Annotated in this window: 15 protein-coding genes and 1 pseudogene; 7 read left to right on the top strand and 9 right to left on the bottom strand. The window is 66.6% G+C overall.

The annotated features are described in order from the left end of the window. Positions 1–3: 3 nt before the first annotated feature. The 5 genes and pseudogenes from MHEC_RS02785 to MHEC_RS02805 form a co-directional block, all read right to left on the bottom strand. A complete protein-coding gene (locus tag MHEC_RS02785) occupies positions 4–210 on the bottom strand; it encodes a ferredoxin (protein WP_048889694.1) in 207 nt (68 codons plus the stop codon). Next, positions 210–1577, bottom strand: coding sequence for a cytochrome P450 (locus tag MHEC_RS02790; RefSeq protein WP_048889695.1), 1368 nt, complete (start codon positions 1575–1577; stop codon positions 210–212). The genes MHEC_RS02785 and MHEC_RS02790 overlap by 1 nt, the downstream gene beginning before the upstream one ends. Further along, positions 1574–2394, bottom strand: a pseudogene (locus MHEC_RS02795) (SDR family oxidoreductase). The gene MHEC_RS02790 and the pseudogene MHEC_RS02795 overlap by 4 nt, the downstream one beginning before the upstream one ends. Further along, the gene (locus tag MHEC_RS02800) at positions 2394–3596 is read right to left on the bottom strand and encodes a cytochrome P450 (RefSeq protein WP_048889697.1); all 1203 of its coding nucleotides are present in this window, start codon (positions 3594–3596) and stop codon (positions 2394–2396) included. Before MHEC_RS02800 ends, MHEC_RS02795 begins: the two are co-directional and overlap by 1 nt. Continuing rightward, positions 3596–4222, bottom strand: coding sequence for a TetR/AcrR family transcriptional regulator (locus MHEC_RS02805; RefSeq protein ID WP_048889698.1), 627 nt, complete (start codon positions 4220–4222; stop codon positions 3596–3598). The genes MHEC_RS02800 and MHEC_RS02805 overlap by 1 nt, the downstream gene beginning before the upstream one ends. Before the next feature lie 177 nt (positions 4223–4399). Here MHEC_RS02805 and MHEC_RS02810 point away from each other — a divergent pair, with 177 nt between their 5' ends. The 5 genes from MHEC_RS02810 to purD are packed head-to-tail and all read left to right on the top strand — an operon-like array spanning position 4400 to position 9264. After that, the gene (locus tag MHEC_RS02810) at positions 4400–5863 is read left to right on the top strand and encodes an aldehyde dehydrogenase (protein WP_048889699.1); all 1464 of its coding nucleotides are present in this window, start codon (positions 4400–4402) and stop codon (positions 5861–5863) included. Positions 5864–5917: 54 nt separating this feature from the next. Further along, positions 5918–6667 carry an SDR family oxidoreductase gene (locus tag MHEC_RS02815; protein WP_048889700.1) on the top strand — a complete coding sequence of 250 codons (750 nt, stop codon included), beginning with the start codon at positions 5918–5920 and terminating at the stop codon, positions 6665–6667. Beyond that, on the top strand, positions 6664–7521 hold the full coding sequence (locus tag MHEC_RS02820) for an NAD(P)-dependent oxidoreductase (protein ID WP_048889701.1): 858 nt from the start codon (positions 6664–6666) through the stop codon (positions 7519–7521). Before MHEC_RS02815 ends, MHEC_RS02820 begins: the two co-directional genes overlap by 4 nt. Before the next feature lie 11 nt (positions 7522–7532). Further along, positions 7533–7967, top strand: a complete 435-nt coding sequence (locus MHEC_RS02825) for a carboxymuconolactone decarboxylase family protein (RefSeq protein ID WP_048889702.1) — start codon at positions 7533–7535, stop codon at positions 7965–7967. A gap of 28 nt (positions 7968–7995) precedes the next feature. Next, entirely contained in the window at positions 7996–9264 is a 1269-nt protein-coding gene (gene purD, locus MHEC_RS02830) for a phosphoribosylamine--glycine ligase (protein WP_048889703.1), read from the top strand. On the opposite strand, the gene MHEC_RS02835 is transcribed toward purD, so the two are convergent. After that, positions 9261–10844, bottom strand: a complete 1584-nt coding sequence (locus tag MHEC_RS02835; protein ID WP_048889704.1) for a gamma-glutamyltransferase family protein — start codon at positions 10842–10844, stop codon at positions 9261–9263. The two genes, purD and MHEC_RS02835, sit on opposite strands and share 4 nt — an antisense overlap. Beyond that, on the bottom strand, positions 10841–12358 hold the full coding sequence (locus MHEC_RS02840) for a FadD7 family fatty acid--CoA ligase (protein ID WP_048889705.1): 1518 nt from the start codon (positions 12356–12358) through the stop codon (positions 10841–10843). The genes MHEC_RS02835 and MHEC_RS02840 overlap by 4 nt, the downstream gene beginning before the upstream one ends. Positions 12359–12400: 42 nt before the next feature. Here MHEC_RS02840 and oxc point away from each other — a divergent pair, with 42 nt between their 5' ends. Further along, positions 12401–14110, top strand: a complete 1710-nt coding sequence (oxc, locus tag MHEC_RS02845; RefSeq protein ID WP_048889706.1) for an oxalyl-CoA decarboxylase — start codon at positions 12401–12403, stop codon at positions 14108–14110. A gap of 52 nt (positions 14111–14162) precedes the next feature. After that, on the top strand, positions 14163–15338 hold the full coding sequence (locus MHEC_RS02850) for a thiolase family protein (RefSeq protein ID WP_048889707.1): 1176 nt from the start codon (positions 14163–14165) through the stop codon (positions 15336–15338). Here the strand turns inward: MHEC_RS02850 and MHEC_RS02855 are convergent. Both MHEC_RS02855 and MHEC_RS02860 read right to left on the bottom strand, forming a co-directional pair. Further along, positions 15335–16066, bottom strand: a complete 732-nt coding sequence (locus MHEC_RS02855) for a TetR/AcrR family transcriptional regulator (protein ID WP_048889708.1) — start codon at positions 16064–16066, stop codon at positions 15335–15337. The two genes, MHEC_RS02850 and MHEC_RS02855, sit on opposite strands and share 4 nt — an antisense overlap. A gap of 86 nt (positions 16067–16152) precedes the next feature. Further along, positions 16153–17364, bottom strand: coding sequence for an acyl-CoA dehydrogenase family protein (locus tag MHEC_RS02860; protein WP_048889709.1), 1212 nt, complete (start codon positions 17362–17364; stop codon positions 16153–16155). Positions 17365–17428: the final 64 nt, after the last annotated feature.

Here is a 17428-nt window from a genome sequence, read left to right on the forward strand (position 1 = left end):
GGTTTAGTCTCCTGTCTCTTCGATCGACAGTGCCTGGGTGGGACAGGCCCACACGGCTTGCTCTATCTGTTTGCGGGCCTCCGCGGGCGGCGCGTCGTCGAGGATTTCGACTTGGCCGCGTTTGGGCACCCGGAAGTAGTCGGGGGCCTCCAGCTCACACATCGCATGGCCCTGGCACAGATCCAGGTCGGCATGCACCTTGTAACCCATCATCGACCTCCATTGCGGCGGCGGTAGCGCACCTTGGCCGGTTGGGCCAGCTGCACCACCATCTTGGAATGGTCGTTGCGGTAACTTTCGGGCGGTTGCGTCATCTCGAACTCGTATTCCCGCAACAGCACCGAGAAGATAGCCTTGATCTGCATGGTGGCGAACGCGGCTCCTACGCAACGATGCCGACCGGCGCCGAACGGAATCCACGTCCACCGGTTGATCAGGTCTTCCTGACGCGGCTCGTCGTAGCGTTGCGGTACGAACTCGTCGGGGTCCGGGAAGTCCTCCGGGATGCGGTTGGAGACGGCCGGCGATGCCGCCACCAGGTCACCCTTGTGGATGGGATAGCCTTCCACCTCGAACTCGCCCTTGGCCACCCGCATCAGGATGATCAGCGGCGGGTGCAACCGCAGCGTCTCCTTGAGCACGTTCTCCAGCCGCGGAATCTGGCGCAGCGCGTGGAAACTCACCGGCTGACCATCGGCGTAAAGCTCGTCGAGCTCCTTGATTACGCCGGCGTAGATGTCAGGGTGGCGCATCAACTCGATCAGCGTCCACGCCGCGGTGCCTGAGCTGGTGTGATGGCCGGCGAACATCATCGAGATGAACATGCCGGTGATCTCGTCGGCACTGAACCGGGGATTGCCGTGCTCGTCTTTGACGGTGATCAGCACGTCGAGCATGTCGCGGTCGCTTTTGTCTGCCGGCGGGTTGGCGATCCGGTTGTCCATGATCGCTTGGACCAGCGCCACCAATCCTTTTCGAGCCTGGTCGCGCCGGCGGAAGCTTTCGATCGGCAGGTACGGGTCGACATAGGCCAGCGGGTCGGTGCCGCGCTCCAGCTCGTGGTAGAGCCGGGCGAACCGCCGGTCGAGCTCGTCGCGGAACTTCTTTCCGATCAAGCAGGCCGAAGAGGTGTAGATGGTCAGCTCGGCGAAGAAGTCCAACAGGTCGATCTCGCCGGTTTCCCCCCAGCCGGCGATCATCCGGCGCACTTCACCTTCGATGGTGGTGGCGTGACCTTTCATCTGCTCGCCGCGCAGCGCCGCGTTGTGCAGCATTTCCTTTCGCCGCTCGGGGCTGGCGTCGAAAACCACACCTTTGCCGAAAATCGGTGTCATGAACGGGTACGCCTCAGCCTGGTCGAGGTCGTCGTCGCTGGCGCGGAAGAAGAACTCGTTGGCCTGCGCACCCGACAACAACACCACCTGCTTGCCGGCCAACTGGAACCAGCCGACGTCACCGCATTCGTCGCGGACCCGTTTCATCAGCCCGATCGGATCGGTGCGGAACTCCTCTAGGTGCCCGTGTTCCTCGTGACCGCCGGAGACACGCGGAACATCCTTTAGTCCTTGACTTGTCACGACTCCTCCGGGTACTTCAGTTGCTTGCGTTCGGCCGGCGCGTCCGCCAGCGGCGCCTCGGGTTGGATCTCCATCGACGTGATGAACCCCCCCGCGAGGCGTTTCGGCGACGAACGCGATCGCGCGGGCCAAATCGGACGGCCGCAGGAAGTAGTTGTGGCGGGCCTGGCCCCACTTGGCCCAGTCTTCGAGCATCGGCCCGATCGATTCAGGCGGCAGGCTCCAGCCCATGCCGGTCTTGGTGGGGCCGGGATGAACGATCGAAGCACGCACACCAGTGCCCTCGAGCTCCATTTGTAGATTGGTCACCATCGCGACCAGCGCTGCCTTGGCCGCGCCGTAGGCGCCCATGTGCGGCCGCTGCCGCAGCGCCACATCGGATCCGACGAAGATGAGGTCGCCACGCTGGCGTTCCAACATGCCGGGCAGCACCGCGGTGGCCAACCGGTTGGCGCCGATGAGGTGGATCTGCACCTGGGATTCGAAGATGTCGGTGCTGATTTCATGCAGGCGGCCGAAGTAGGTGTCTCCGGCGCCGGCGACGAGCAGCTCGATATCGCCGAGTAGTTCGGTCGCGCGGTGCACAAAACCCTTGACCGACTCCGGATCTGTGACGTCAAGGTGAAGTGCGACCGCCTCGCCGCCGTGCTCGCGGATCTGGACGGCGATCTCGTCGCATTTCTCGACCCGTCTGGCGCCCAGCGCGACGGGGAACCCCCCGAGCCGCAAGCTCGATGGCTGTGGCGGCCCCGATGCCCGACGACGCGCCGGCCACGATGGCGGGTCGCCGCGCCGGATGTGGTTGGAAGCGAGGCATTAGGCGACCTCCACGCTGATTGGCAGGTAGGCGAATCCCCGCACATTGCTGGAATGCACCCGTACTGCGTTGTCTTCGTCCACCGCGTACCCGCGGATACGGCTGAGCAGCTCATTCAGCGCCACACGGCCTTCCATCCGGGCGAGATGTGCTCCCAAACAAAAATGTGCCCCGCTGCCGAAACTGACCAGTTTTGACCCGATCTCGCGTCCGATGCGATAGTCGTCGGCGTCAGGAAAAACCCGGTCGTCGCGGTTCGCCGAGCCCGGCAGCAACAACAGCACGTCGCCTTCGGGCACCGTGGTGCCATACATCGTGATGTCGTGCGCGACAGTGCGGGCCAGAATCTGGCTGGAAGTGTCGTAGCGCAGCGTTTCCTCTACCCACGCCGGTATCAGGGAGCGGTCGGCGACGACCCGCGCCAACTGGTCGGGGTTTCGCGCCGCCCAAAAAACAGCGTTACCGAGCAGCTTGGTGGTGGTCTCGTTGCCGGCGATCACCATCAGGAACAAGAACGCCAGGATCTCCTCGTCGGTAAGCCGGTCGCCGTCGATTTCGGCTTGCAGCAGCGCGGAAGTCAGGTTGTCGGCAGGGGTTCTCTTGAATTCGTCGATGAGCTCGGTGTAGTAGGCCATCAGATCGATCGACGCCTGCACTGCGGTCTGGGGCACGTCGGCCAGGCCGTCCTCGCGGTGCAGCACCCCGTCGGCCAGCGCACGGATCCGCGGCCGGTCCGGCTCAGGCACGCCCATCAGTTCCGAGATCACGTCCATCGGCAGCTTGCCGGCGAATTCGGCGATGAAGTCGAAGCTGTCGGACTGCAGGGCCGCGTCGAGATGGGTTCGGGCGAGCTCTCGAACCCGGGGCTCGAGCTCACGGATCCGCCGCGGGGTAAAGCCCTTGGACACCAAGGTGCGCAGTCGCAGATGGCCGGGGTCGTCCATGGCCAGAAACGACATCACCTTGTGCGCATCGGGGCTGCGGGAAACCGGATCAAGCGACACGCCATACGCGTTGGACAGCGCGGTGCTGTTGCGGAAGCCTTGCAGCACGTCCTGATGACGCGACAAGGCCCAGAACTGCAGCTCGTCGTTGCGGTACAGCGGGGCCTCGTCACGCAGCCGTCGGTAGTACGGGTACGGATCTTCGTGAAAGTCGTAGTCGTAGGGGTCGAGCACCAGTCCCGGCGTCTCTGCGGTCATCAGCGCTGCTCTCCGTTCTCGGCCCCGGGCAGGATCAGGCCGACCACGTAGGCGAGCCGGTCGGCGATCTGGTGGTAGGTGAAAGCGCCGCTGCCGGCTTGCACCAGCGCGCCGAAGAAAGCCATCTCGAGGGCGGCCACGGTGCGCGGGTCGGCATCGGGTCCGATCGCCGACGTGATCCGGCGATGGATCTCCGCGCCGATCCGGTCGCGCACCTTGCGCACCGCCGGGTCAGCGCCACCGCCGAGCAGCGCCGTTGTGCACGCGGCGGCGACCTCGGGCTCGTCGGCAACCACCAGTGCCAGGTGCCGCAACGCCTTGTCGACCCGGGCCGCCATCGGCTCGTTGACGTCGGTGAAATACGGCACCTGTCGGACCAAGTCCAGATACACCTCGGCGATCAGGTGGTTCTTCGAGGAGAAGTAGGTGTACGCGGTCGCCGGGGCCACCTTGGCGCGGGCGGCCACCGCGCGCACCGTCAGGCCGGCGTAGGACTTTTCCCGCAGCGTCTCCATGCCGGCGGTCAGCACCTTGCGGAAGGTCTCCTCCTGGCGGCGGTTACGCAGACCCTCGCCGGGTTGGCCATCGGGCTGCGAAGTGATCGCGACCACTGCATCACTGGACACATGTCCAAGTTATCTGACCGGGACCAGCCGAATCAAGTCCTTGTACCATAAATGCAGGACAACTGCGCTAAAAGCTGGGCTGGCCCGCGGCGGTCCTTGCATCGTTGGCGATTGGCCAGCTATGGTTCGACTGGGCAATTCGGACAGTTGTCTATTATCCTGGGGCAGGAGCAGGCGATGGCGCTATTGGCGGACGGCGTAAGCGCGCTACTCATCGACGGGAAATTGTGCGCCGGCAGTGCGGGCACCTTTCCGACCGTCAATCCGGCCACCGAGGACGTGCTGGGCGCGGCCGCGGACGCCAACGCCGAGGACATGAGCCGCGCTATCGACGCGGCGCGGCGGGCTTTCGACGACACCGACTGGTCCCGCAACACCGAACTGCGGGTGCGTTGTGTGCGCCAGCTTCGCGACGCGCTGCGCGCGCATGTCGAGGAGCTGCGCGAGATCACCATCGCCGAGGTCGGCGCGCCGCGGATGCTCACCGCCAGCGCCCAGCTCGAGGGGCCGATCGACGACCTGGCGTTCTCCGCCGACACCGCGGAGTCCTACCAGTGGAACGCCGATCTCGGTGAGGCTTCTCCGCTGGGCATCGCGACCAGGCGCACGATCGCCCGCGAACCCGTCGGCGTGGTCGGCGCGATCACCCCGTGGAACTTCCCGCACCAGATCAATCTGGCCAAGCTGGGCCCGGCGCTGGCCGCGGGCAATACCGTGGTTTTGAAACCGGCACCCGATACGCCGTGGTGCGCGGGTGCGCTCGCGGAGATCATCGTCGAGCACACCGACTTTCCGCCCGGTGTGGTCAACATCGTCACCTCCAGCGATCACAGTCTGGGCGCGATGCTGGCCAAAGACCCTCGGGTGGACATGGTTTCGTTTACCGGGTCGACCGCTACCGGCCGCAGCGTGATGACAGATGCGGCCGCCACCATCAAGAAAGTGTTTCTGGAGCTGGGCGGCAAGTCGGCGTTCGTGGTGCTCGACGATGCTGATCTGGCGGGCGCCTGCTCGGTGTCTGCGTTCGCGGCGGCGATGCATGCCGGGCAGGGCTGCGCGATCACCACCCGGCTGGTGGTGCCGCGGGCCCGCTACGACGAGGCGGTGGGCATTGCGGCCGCCACCATGGGCTCGATCAAACCCGGCGACCCCAACGATCCCGGCACCGTGTGCGGGCCGCTGATCTCGGCGCGGCAGCGTGATCGGGTTCAGGGGTATCTGGATTTGGCTGTGGCAGAAGGCGGTTCGTTCGCCTGCGGCGGCGGTCGGCCGGCAGACAAAGAGCGCGGCTTTTTCATCGAGCCGACCGTGATCGCCGGGCTCACCAACGACGCGCGGCCCGCCCGCGAGGAGATCTTCGGCCCGGTGCTCACGGTGATCGCCCACGACGGCGACGACGACGCCGTGCGCATCGCCAACGACTCGCCCTATGGCTTGTCCGGCACCGTCTACGGTGATCCCGAACGTGCCGCCGCTGTGGCGGCGCGGCTGCGGGTCGGTACCGTCAACGTCAACGGCGGCGTGTGGTATTCGGCGGACGCGCCATTCGGCGGCTACAAGCAATCCGGCATCGGCCGCGAGATGGGGCTGGCCGGTTTCGAGGAGTACCTCGAGACCAAACTCATTGCGACAGCGGTTTGAGTCGCGAGTGGCCAGAAGCGTGCAGCAAGTCGCCACCCGGCGGAGAGGAAGACAATGCAATTCGTCAACAAGGTTGCCATCGTCACCGGGGCGGGGCAGGGCATCGGCCTGGCGTATGCGCAGGCGTTGGCCCGCGAAGGCGCGTCGGTGGTGGTCGCCGACATCAATACCGACGCCGCCGGGGCCGCCGCCAAACAGATTGTCGCCGACGGCGGCTCGGCGATCCACGTGCCGGTCGACGTCTCGGATCCGGATTCGGCCACGGCCATGGCCGACGCCACCGTCGCCGAGTTCGGCGGCATCGACTACCTGGTCAACAACGCCGCGATCTACGGCGGCATGAAACTCGACCTGCTGCTTACCGTTCCGCTCGACTACTACAAGAAGTTCATGAGCGTCAACCTCGACGGGGCGCTGATCTGCACCCGGGCCGTGTACCAGCAGATGGCCAAACGTGGTGGCGGCGCGATCGTCAACCAATCCTCGACCGCGGCGTGGCTGTACTCCAACTTCTACGGCCTGGCCAAGGTCGGCATCAACGGGCTGACCCAGCAGCTGGCCCGCGAGCTCGGCGGTATGAACATCCGCATCAACGCGATCGCCCCCGGGCCGATCGACACCGAGGCCACCAGAACTGTCACACCCGGCGAGATCGTCGCCGACATGGTCAAGCAGATCCCGTTGTCGCGCATGGGGACACCAGAGGACCTCGTCGGCATGTGCCTGTTCCTGTTGTCGGACGCGGCGTCGTGGATCACCGGGCAGATCTTCAACGTCGACGGCGGACAGATCATCCGGTCATGACTCAACAGGTGAAGCTCGGCTACATCGGGCTGGGCAACATGGGTGCCCCGATGGCCAAGCGGCTGGTCGACTGGCCCGGCGGTCTCATCGTGTTCGACATCCGTACCGAGGCCATGACGCCGCTGGCCGAAGCCGGCGCCACCCTGGCCGACACGGTCGCCGACGTCGCCGGGGCCGACATCATCAGCGTCACTGTGCTCGACGACGACCAGGTGCGGCAGGTGGTCGGCGAGCTGGCCACCCACGCCAAGCCCGGCACCGTCATCGCGATCCACTCCACGATCAGCGACACCACGGCTGCCGACCTGGCCAACGAGCTGAAACCGCAAGGCATCCACATCGTCGACGCCCCGGTCAGCGGTGGGGGGCGGGCTGCCGACAAGGGTGAATTGGCCACCATGGTGGGCGCCGAGCGTGACGTGTACGAGCGAGTCAAGCCGACGTTCCGACGGTGGGCGTCGCTGGTCATCCACGCCGGACCACCCGGCGCGGGAACCCGGATGAAGCTGGCCCGCAACATGTTGACGTTTACGTCCTATGCTGCTGCGTGCGAGGCGATGAAGCTCGCCGAGGCGGCCGGGCTTGACCTGCAGGCCCTGGGTCGAGTGGTGCGTCACACCGACGCCCTCACCGGCGGGCCGGGTGCCATCATGGTCCGCGACGACATGAAACCCCTTGAGCCGGGCCACTTCTTGTACGAGCCGTTCCTGCACACGCGCGGGCTGGGCGAGAAGGACCTGAGCCTGGCGCTAGCGCTGGGTGAGGTGTTATCGGTTGAGCTGCCGCTTGCCGAAGTGGCGTTACAGCGGCTAGCGGACGGCCTTGGCCTGCCGCACACGGCCCCGTCGAAGTGATTGGAGAGGCGATGGACGAACTGCGTCGCAAAGGCCTCGAGAAGATGAACGAGGTCTACGCCTGGGATATGCCGGATATGCCGGGCGAGTATTTCGCGTTGACCGTCGATCACCTCTTCGGGCGGATCTGGACGCGTCCCGGATTGTCCATGCGTGACAAGCGACTGATGACGTTATCGGTTGTCACCGCGCTCGGGCAGCAGGACCTCGCCGAGGTTCAGGTCAACGCCGCATTGCAGAACGGGGAGTTGACCGAGGACGAACTGCGCGAAGTGGCCATCTTTTTGACCCACTACGTCGGGTTCCCGCTCGGCTCGGGGCTGAACGGCGTGATCGAACGGGTAACGGCCAGGCGTAAGAAGGCCGCCGCCGAAGGAACCGCCGACGACAAGAAGGCCAACGTCAACGCGGCGGTCAAGATGCACACGGGTAAGACGCTCGACTAACCGGCACTCCCCATTAGGGTGACGTGTTGTGCGCGTCCTGGTAATCGGTTCCGGTGCCCGTGAGCATGCTCTGTTGTTGGCTTTGCGCGACGATCCTGAAGTCGATGCGCTTTTTGTTGCCCCCGGCAACGCCGGGACCGCGCTGATCGCCGAGCAGCACCCGGTCGACATCACCTCGGCGGAAGAGGTTGTCGAGCTGGCCCAGCGGGTGCGCTCCGATCTGGTGGTCATCGGTCCCGAGATACCGCTGGTGCTCGGCGTGGCCGACGCGCTGCGCGACGCCGGCGTCGCCTGCTTCGGGCCCTCCGAAGACGCCGCGCGGATCGAAGGTTCGAAGGCGTTCGCCAAGGAGGTGATGGCCGCGGCCGGGGTGCGCACCGCTGCCAGCGAGATCGTGGATAACCCTGCGCACTTGGATGCGGCGCTGGCGCGGTTCGGGGTGGCCGCGGGTGACCCGGCATGGGTCGTGAAAGACGACCGGCTGGCGGCGGGCAAGGGCGTGGTGGTGACGCCCGACCGCGAGGTCGCCCGCGCGCACGCCGCGGGGCTGCTCGAAGCCGGGCACCCGGTGGTGTTGGAGTCTTACCTCGACGGCCCGGAGGTGTCGCTGTTCAGCCTGGTTGACGGCCGCACGGTAGTGCCGATGCTGGCCGCGCAGGACTTCAAGCGGGTCGGCGACGGCGATACCGGACCCAACACCGGTGGCATGGGTGCCTACGCACCGTTGCCCTGGCTGCCCGCCGAGACCTGCCAGCAGATCGTCGGCGAGATCGTCGAACCCGTTGCCGCCGAACTGGTCCGGCGCGGCAGTCCGTTTTGCGGGCTGCTCTACGCCGGTCTGGCGATCACCGCCGCGGGGCCGGCGGTGGTCGAATTCAACTGCCGCTTCGGGGATCCGGAAACCCAGTCGGTGCTGGCGTTGCTGGAATCGCCGCTGGGCCAACTGCTGTACGCGACAGCCACCGGTGGGTTGGCGAGCTTCGGAGATCTGCGCTGGCGCGACGGGGCCGCGGTGACTGTGGTGCTGGCGGCGGAAAACTATCCGGGGCGGCCTCGGCTCGGCGACGTGGTCGTCGGCGCGGAGGCCGATGGCGTGTTGCACGCCGGGACGGCCCGCCGCGACGACGGCGCGATCGTGTCTTCAGGCGGCCGGGTGCTCTCGGTGGTGGGCACCGGTCCCGACCTGTCCGGTGCGCGCTCGGTGGCCTATCGCATCATCGATTCAATCAAGTTGCCCGGCGGGCACTTTCGCAGCGACATCGCATTGCTCGCCGCGGAGGACAAGATCCACGTCTAGAAGCCCGCGGCCTGACCGTCCCGGCGGGGATCGCTCACCGCGAGATAGCCGTCGTCAAGCCGCCAGATCGCCTGGCAGCTGCCGAACTGGTCGTAGTCGTCTGCCACAACCAGCTGGTGGCCGCGCTGCCGCAGCTCGTCGAGAGTCGCCGGCGGAAAACCGCGTTCGCAGCAGACCTGCATGCCCTGCACCCAGCGGACCCGGGGACCATCACAGGCGGCCTGCGGATTTTGGCCATGGTCGACGATGCGGACCATCACCTGCACGTGGCCTTGGGGCTGCATGGGTCCGCCCATCACCCCAAAGCTCATCACCGGCGCGGCGTCTTTGGTGACGAAGCCCGGAATGATCGTGTGGTACGGCCGTTTACGCGGGCCCACCTGATTCGGATGCCCGGGTGTCGCAGCGAAATTCGCGCCGCGGTTGTGCAACGCGATTCCCGTTCCCGGCACCACCACACCGGAGCCGAAGCCCAGGTAGTTCGACTGAATCATCGACACCATGACGCCGGACGCGTCGGCCGCGGTGAGATACACTGTGCCGCCGCTCGGCGTTCCCGCGAACGCCGGCTTGGCCCGTTTCGGGTCGATCAGCGCCGCACGGTGCTTCAGGTACTCGCGGTCGAGCAGCTTCTCCGGGCGCAGCGGCATGTGGTCGATGTCGGCGACATAGGCGTGCGCGTCGGCGAAGGCCAGCTTGAGTGCTTCGATCTGCAGATGCAGACTGTCAGCGGAATCTACTGGAGCAGAATCCATCTCGAACTGTTCGAGAATGCCCAACGCGATTAAGGCGACGATTCCCTGGCCGTTGGGTGGGATCTCGTGGATGGTGTAGCCGCGGTAGGAACCGCTGATTGTGCCGACCCAGTCGGCGCGGTGAGCGGCGAGGTCGCTGGCCCGCATGGCGGCGCTGTTGGCCGCCGCATGGGCCTCCAGCTGCGCCGCCAGCTCTCCACGATAAAACGCCGCACCGGTGGTGGCGGCGATCTTCTCAAGCGTGGCGGCATGATCGGGAAACGTCACGAGCTCACCGGCCTTCGGGGCGCGGCCGCCGGGCATGAACACGTCGGCGAACCCCGGCTGGTCCCGGAACAGTGGCACCTGACCTGCCCACTGCGCGGCGACTGTCGGCGAAACGAGAAAACCATTGCGGGCGTAGGCAATTGCTGGCTCAAAAAGCCGCGCAAAGGGCAGTCGACCGAAGTTGGCGTGCAGCTCCACCCAGCCCGACACCGCGCCGGGCACGGTGACCGAATCCCAGCCAAACGGCGGGACACCGCGGTTGCCGAAGTATTCGGGTGTCCAAGCGGTGGGGGATCGGCCCGACGCGTTGAGCCCGTGCAGACGGTGGCCATCCCAGACGATGGCGAAGGCGTCCGAGCCGATCCCGTTGGAGACCGGTTCCACCACCGTGAGGGTGACGGCAGCGGCGACGGCCGCGTCGACTGCGCTGCCGCCGTCGGCGAGCATCTGCAGACCCGCTTGGGCGGCAAGCGGTTGCGAGGTGCACACCACGTTGCGGGCCAGGATCGGCTTTCGCGGCCAACCGTAAGGAAGGTCCCAGTCAAAGGGTGCGGTCATGGTCGGAACCGCTCGGCCACGGCCCGGCGGTCCACCGAACCTTTCGCCGTGTGCGGCAGTTCGTCGGCCACCCAAATGCTGGCGGGAACCTCGAAGGGCGCCAGCCATTCCCGGCAGAACTCGGTCAGCTCGGCGGCGCTTGGCGCGGCGGAGGACGCCGCCACCACCGCCGCGGCGACCGTCTCGCCGTAGAGCGGGTCGGCGACGCCGTACACGGCCGCCTCCGCGACATCGGGGTGGCTGGACAGCACCGCCTCGACACGCTCGGGTGAGATCTTCTCCCCGCCCCGGTTGATGAGCTCTTTGATCCGACCGCGAAGGGTCAGCTCTCCCGTCTCCGACAGCATCCCCAGATCACCGGTGTGCAGCCACCCGTCGGTGAACGTCTGAGCGGTTGCTTGCGGATTCGCCAAATAGCCGCGCACCACCGTCGGGCCGCGCAGCCAGACCTCGCCCACCATCTCCGGCGGGCAGGGCCGGCCGTCCTCGCCGACAACCCGGATTTCGGCTCCGCTGGACCGGCCGACCAAACCGGTGGTCACGGTCTGGTCGTCTCTGGTGCTGGCGACCTGGTGGGTCGCCTCGGTCATGCCGTAGGCGCTCAACACCGGCGCGCCGAACTCCGCGCGCAACGCCTGCGCGGTCTCGGCACTGAGCGCTGCGCTGCAGCTGCGGATAAACCGCAGCGCGACACCGTCTCGCGGCCGGTCAATCCCACTGCGTTCCAACAGGATACGGTGAATGGTCGGCACCGCGGTGAACCACGTGGCCCCGGCTGCGCGCACGTCGTCCCAGAACGTGTGCGCAGAAAACCGCCCGGCAGCCGGAAGCAACACCGTGCCCCCCGATACCAGCGTCGACAGCAGCGCGGCCACTAAACCGTGACCGTGAAAAAGCGGCATCACCGCGACGGTCGCGTCCTGCGGGCCGAGCCCATAGGTCGCGATGATGCCGCGCACCGAGCAGGCGATGTTGTCGTGAGTCCAGGGCACCATCTTCGGCGAGCCGGTCGTGCCGCCGGTGAACATGATCATCGCGTCATCGGGCCGCAATCCCTCCAGGGGTGCGGAGGGTCCCAACGGCGCCCCGGCGGGGTGCAGGCTCACCGCGCCGTTGCCCAGCGAGATGGACCAACACGGGAACGGGGCGTCTCCGGGATCGTCGGCGTCGGTCAACACAACCCGCGCTCCCGCCGCGGCGATCCTGGCGTGCTGCTCGGCCAGAGGCAGCGCAGGATCCACCGGGACAACCACGAGGCCGGCCCGGGAACCCGCCAATAACCCGGACACGAACTCGGCGCTGCTGGGGGCGCGCAACGCCACCCGGTCGCCGGGCCGCAGCCCCCCGCGCGCCAGCTGTGCGGCCAAATCGTCGACCAATCCAAGCAGGCCCCGATAGCTGATCGGGGTCCGATCGGCGGTGACGACGAGCGCGCGCGCCTGCGGGCAGCGCCGTGCAGCGGCCCGGACCAGATCCGCGACGCGCGGGCTCGACGTTTCGGCGGTCGAAGTCATCGATCACACGCTAGTCGTTGACCCGGATGCGACAGTGGAGCGATGACGACGCACTCTACATCGGCTGACTTGACCGACGGCTTCCACGTGCTTGTCGACGCGCTCACGCTCAACGGGGTCGAGACGATCTATGGGCTGGTGGGTATCCCGATCACCGATCTGGCCCGCCTCGCGCAGGCGTCGGGAATTCGCTTCATCGGGTTCCGGCACGAGACTTCCGCCGGCAATGCCGCGGCCGCCGCCGGGTTTCTCACCCGACGCCCGGGTATCTGTCTGACGGTGTCGGGGCCCGGATTCCTCAACGGCCTCGTCGCGCTGGCGAATGCCACCACGAACTGCTTCCCGATGATCCAAATCTCGGGATCGAGCGAACGGCAGCTGGTCGACCTGCAACGCGGCGACTACGAGGAGCTCGACCAGCTGGCCGCCGCCCGGCCATTCGCCAAGGCGGCGTACCGGATCGGGCGGGTACAAGACATCGGGCTGGGCGTGGCCCGCGCCATTCGCGCTGCGGTCTCGGGCCGACCGGGCGGCGTCTATCTCGACGTCCCGGGCGCGGTGCTCGGCCAAGCCATGGACGCTGCCGCCGCCGCTGAGACGCTATGGCGCGTCGTCGACCCCGCGCCGCGCCAGCTGCCGGCACCCGAGGCGGTCGACCGCGCGGTTCGGCTCCTGGCACAGGCACAGCGGCCGCTGATCGTCCTGGGAAAAGGTGCGGCATACGCCAGGGCCGACAACGAGATTCGGCAATTCGTGGAGTCCACGGGGATTCCGTTCCTGCCGATGTCGATGGCCAAGGGGCTGCTGCCCGATTCCCATCCACAGTCGGCGGCGGCCGCGCGTTCGCTGGCGCTGGGCCGCGCGGATGTGGTGATGCTGGTCGGCGCCCGGCTGAATTGGCTGCTGGGCCACGGCGAGCCGCCACGATGGTCCGCCGACGCAAAGTTCATCCAGGTCGACATCGAGGCGTCCGAATTCGACAGCAACCGGCCGATCGCGGCGCCCCTGGCCGGTGACATCGGCTCGGTGATCACTGCCCTGCTCGACCGCATGCGCGAGCTTCCGGTCGCCGCACCGACGGCGTGGACGGGTGAACTCGCCGAGCGCCGCGCCAGCAATGACGCCGCGATGCGCCAGCGCCTGGCCGACGACCCGCACCCGATGCGATTCCACAACGCGCTGCGCGCTGTGCGCGACGTGCTTGCGCACCATCCAGACGTCTACGTGGTCAACGAGGGCGCCAACGCGTTAGACATCGCCCGCAATGTCATCGACATGCATGCGCCGCGGCACCGGCTCGACAGCGGCACGTGGGCAGTGATGGGCATCGGCATGGGATATGCGATCGCGGCCGCGGTCGAGACCGGACAACGTGTGGTCGCCATCGAGGGTGACAGCGCGTTCGGCTTCAGCGCCATGGAATTCGAGACCGTGTGCCGCTACCGCCTGCCGATTACCGTCGTCGTGCTCAACAACGGCGGGGTTTACCGCGGCGACGAGATCTCGGCACGCGGGAGCGACCCCGCGCCCACCGTCCTGAGCGCGCAGGCGCGTCACGAGCTGATCGCACACGCATTCGGCGGCAGGGGCTATCACGTCACCACCCCCGCCGAGTTGCAGTCCGCGTTAAGCGAGGCGCTGGCATCCCATGGTCCGGCGATCGTCGACTGCCAGCTGGACCCGGCGGCCGGCACGGAAAGCGGACACCTCGCCGACCTCAACCCGAAGAGCGCGGCCACACCGTCTGCCTGAGCGGCCGACCCGCTTATCGTCACGGTTACGGTAGTTGTTACTATTGCTGGCCATGCCCAAGCCTGTCATCGTCAGCGCCGCGCGGACCGCAATCGGGACCTCATTCAAAGGCTCGCTGGTCAACACACCCGCCGAGGTGCTGGCGACCACCGTGCTCGAAGAAACGGTCCGGCGATCCGGCATCGACCCCGCGGTGATCGACGACATCATCCTTGCCGAATCTCATTACGGTGGTGGCGATCTGGCCCGCTACGCGGCCGCGGCGTCAGGTCTGGTGTCGGTACCGGGACAGGCGGTCAACCGGCATTGCGCGGGCAGCCTGACCGCGGTCGCCGATGCGGCCGCCCAGATCGGCTGCGGCGTCGAACAAGTGGTCGTCGCCGGGGGCGTGCAGTCACTGTCGACCGGGCCGCTGATGAACTGGCGCATCCCGGGACCGAGCCTGGAGTTCGAGGAGCGATGGATGCCGCCCTCGCACCCGGAAACACCGGATGCTCCCACCCGCGACATGTCGATTACCGTTGGCTGGAACACCGCCAAGGCGCTCGGCATCAGCCGCGAAGAAATGGACGCCTGGGCGTTGCGGTCACATCAACGCGCCGTCGCGGCAATCGATGCCGGCAAGTTCGTCGACGAGATCGTCCCACTGAAGATCCAGGGCGCCGACGGCGCGCTGACCGACTTCAGCGTGGACGAACATCCACGCCGCGACACCAGCATGGAGAAGCTGGCTTCGCTGAAGGTGTTACATCCCGAAATCGAGGGGTTTTCCATCACCGCGGGCAACAGCAGCGGCACCAACGACGCTGCCGCTGCCCTGACCTTGGCCGACGAGGGCTTTGCCCGCTCAGCGGGACTCACCGTGATGGGCAGCGTCAAAACCTGGGCGGCCGTCGGCGTCGAACCGCGGGACACCGGGCTGGGAGCGGTCCGGGTGATCGGCAAGGTGCTAGACCGAGCCGGTTTGTCCGCCAACGATGTCACGTTGTGGGAGATCAACGAGGCGTTCGCGTCGGTGCCGATCGCCGCATGCCGTGAGTACGGGCTCGACGAGGACCGAGTGAACATCTACGGCAGCGGGTGCAGCCTCGGCCACCCCATCGCGGCCACCGGGGCCCGCATGCTCACCACGCTCGTACACGAGTTGGGCCGCCGCGGCGGCGGGATCGGGGTGGCTGCGATGTGTGCTGGCGGCGGTCAGGGCGGGGCGGTCGTCATCGAGGTTTAAGGCTTCGAATTTGCCTGGTCTGCAGTCGATTTGGTGTTCTGCTCGATGAGCCGGCTGGCGTGGTCAAGAATGCAGTTGAGGCCGTATTCGAAATTGATGTCGTCGGCCACGCCGATACGGTGGCCTTTGCCGGTCAGTTCGGCGATTAGCGGCATGGTGGCGGGGTCGATGATGCGTGCCGCACCGTCGGTGTGCGGCCCGTCGCCGCCGGATTTGGCTTGCAGGCGTTCGAGGACCACCGAACCGCGGACGTGCACCGAGATCGAACCGTAGGTGTCGAACGCGTCCTGCGGTGACAGCCCGGCCTCGACCAGGGTAGCGACGGCTTTCTCCAGCTTCTGGAAGGCCGCCTGGGTGGCTTCCCTGCCAAACGTGCCCCGGATCAGGATCAGGTCGCACAGGACGGGGTTGGCGCGGAACGTTTGGCGCATCTTATGTGCGTGGTTGTGGAGCGACTCACGCCAGTCCCGGCCTTCGACGAACGGGGTGGCGAAGTCGTATTGACCGAGCGCGCGGTCGGTCATCGCATTCAACAGGTCGTCTTTCTTGCGGAAGTACCAGTAGATGCTTGTGACGCCGACGTCAAGGTGCTTGGCCAGCAGCGGCATGCTGAGGTTGTCGATCGACACCTGCTCGGCCACTTCGAAAGCGCCGTTGAGGATTTCGTCGACGCTGATCGATCCGCGTTCGCGCCGCTGTCGTTTCTCGGCGGCTGCCTGTTTAGCCAATTCGGTAACCTTCGTGACGCACGTTCGCGGCGAATCGCTATAGTATCAGCTATCGTAAGCCTTCTGGTAAAGTCTCCCCCTGCGGTTTATCGCAGCGGTAAGCCGGTGATCGCCCTGCTGATGACCAGGCGCTGGATCTCGCTGGTGCCCTCGAAGATGGTGAAAATCTTGGCGTCTCGGCGCATCCGCTCCACGGGATATTCCCGGGTATACCCGTTGCCGCCGAGTATTTGGACTGCCTCATCGGTGACGTAGACGGCGGTTTCGCTGGCGACGAGCTTGGCCATCGAACCCTCGGCGGCGACAAACGGCTTGTTGTTGCGGGCCATCCACCCGGCCCGCCACACCAGCAGCCGCGAGGCGTCGATCCGGGCCTTCATATCCGCGAGCTTGAATGCGATCGCCTGGAAATCGCCGATCTTGCGGCCGAACTGCTCGCGCTGTTGGGCATACTCCAGCGCGTATTCGTAGGCTGCGCGCGCCACGCCCAACGCCATCGCCCCGACTGCGGGCCGGGTCCGCTCGAATGTCGTCAAGGCCGCCTGGCCGCCCGCGCTCTTTCCTTCCCGCACGCGTGCGATTCGTTCCTCGAACTTGTCCCGCCCGCCGACGATTAACCGGCCGGGGATCCGCACGTCATCCAATATCACTTCGGCGGTGTGCGAGGCGCGGATGCCGTGCTTGGAAAACTTCTGTCCCTGCCGAAAACCCGGAGTGTCCGGCGGGATGATGAACGTGGCCTGCCCCCGTGTGCCCAGCTCGGGATAGACGGAGGCGACCACGATGTGCACGTTGGCGATACCGCCGTTGGTGGCCCAGGTTTTCGTGCCGTTGAGCACCCACTCGTCGGTCGCCTCCACGTAACGAGCGCGGGTCGCGATCGCGCCGACGTCAGATCCCGCGTCGGGTTCCGAGGAGCAGAATGACGCCAGCTTAGGGTCGTCGACGGTGCCGAACATCTGCGGCAGCCACTCGGTGAGCTGCTCGCGAGTGCCGGTGGCGGCCAGCGACGCCGCGGCCAGCCCGGTGCCGAGGATCGACAACGCGATTCCCGCGTCACCCCAGAACATCTCCTCGAACACCGTCAGCATGCCCAACCCGGTCGGTTCCGCGGCCTGCGCCGAGAACAGGTCGATGGAGTAGAGGCCCACCTTGGCGGCTTCCTGGATGATCGGCCAGGGAGTCTCTTCGCGTTCGTCCCACTCGGCGGCAGCCGGCCGAACCACATCGGCGGCGAACTCGTGAACCCAGTCCCGAACCTGGATCACGTCCTCGGAAAGCTCAAGTGAAAACGCCATCGCGTTGGTCCTTGTCTGTCATGTGCTTGCCCAGTGGTGGTACCTGGCCGCAAAACGTCATACA

This window comes from Mycobacterium heckeshornense (assembly GCF_016592155.1).
Classification (GTDB): Bacteria; Actinomycetota; Actinomycetes; order Mycobacteriales; family Mycobacteriaceae; genus Mycobacterium; species Mycobacterium heckeshornense.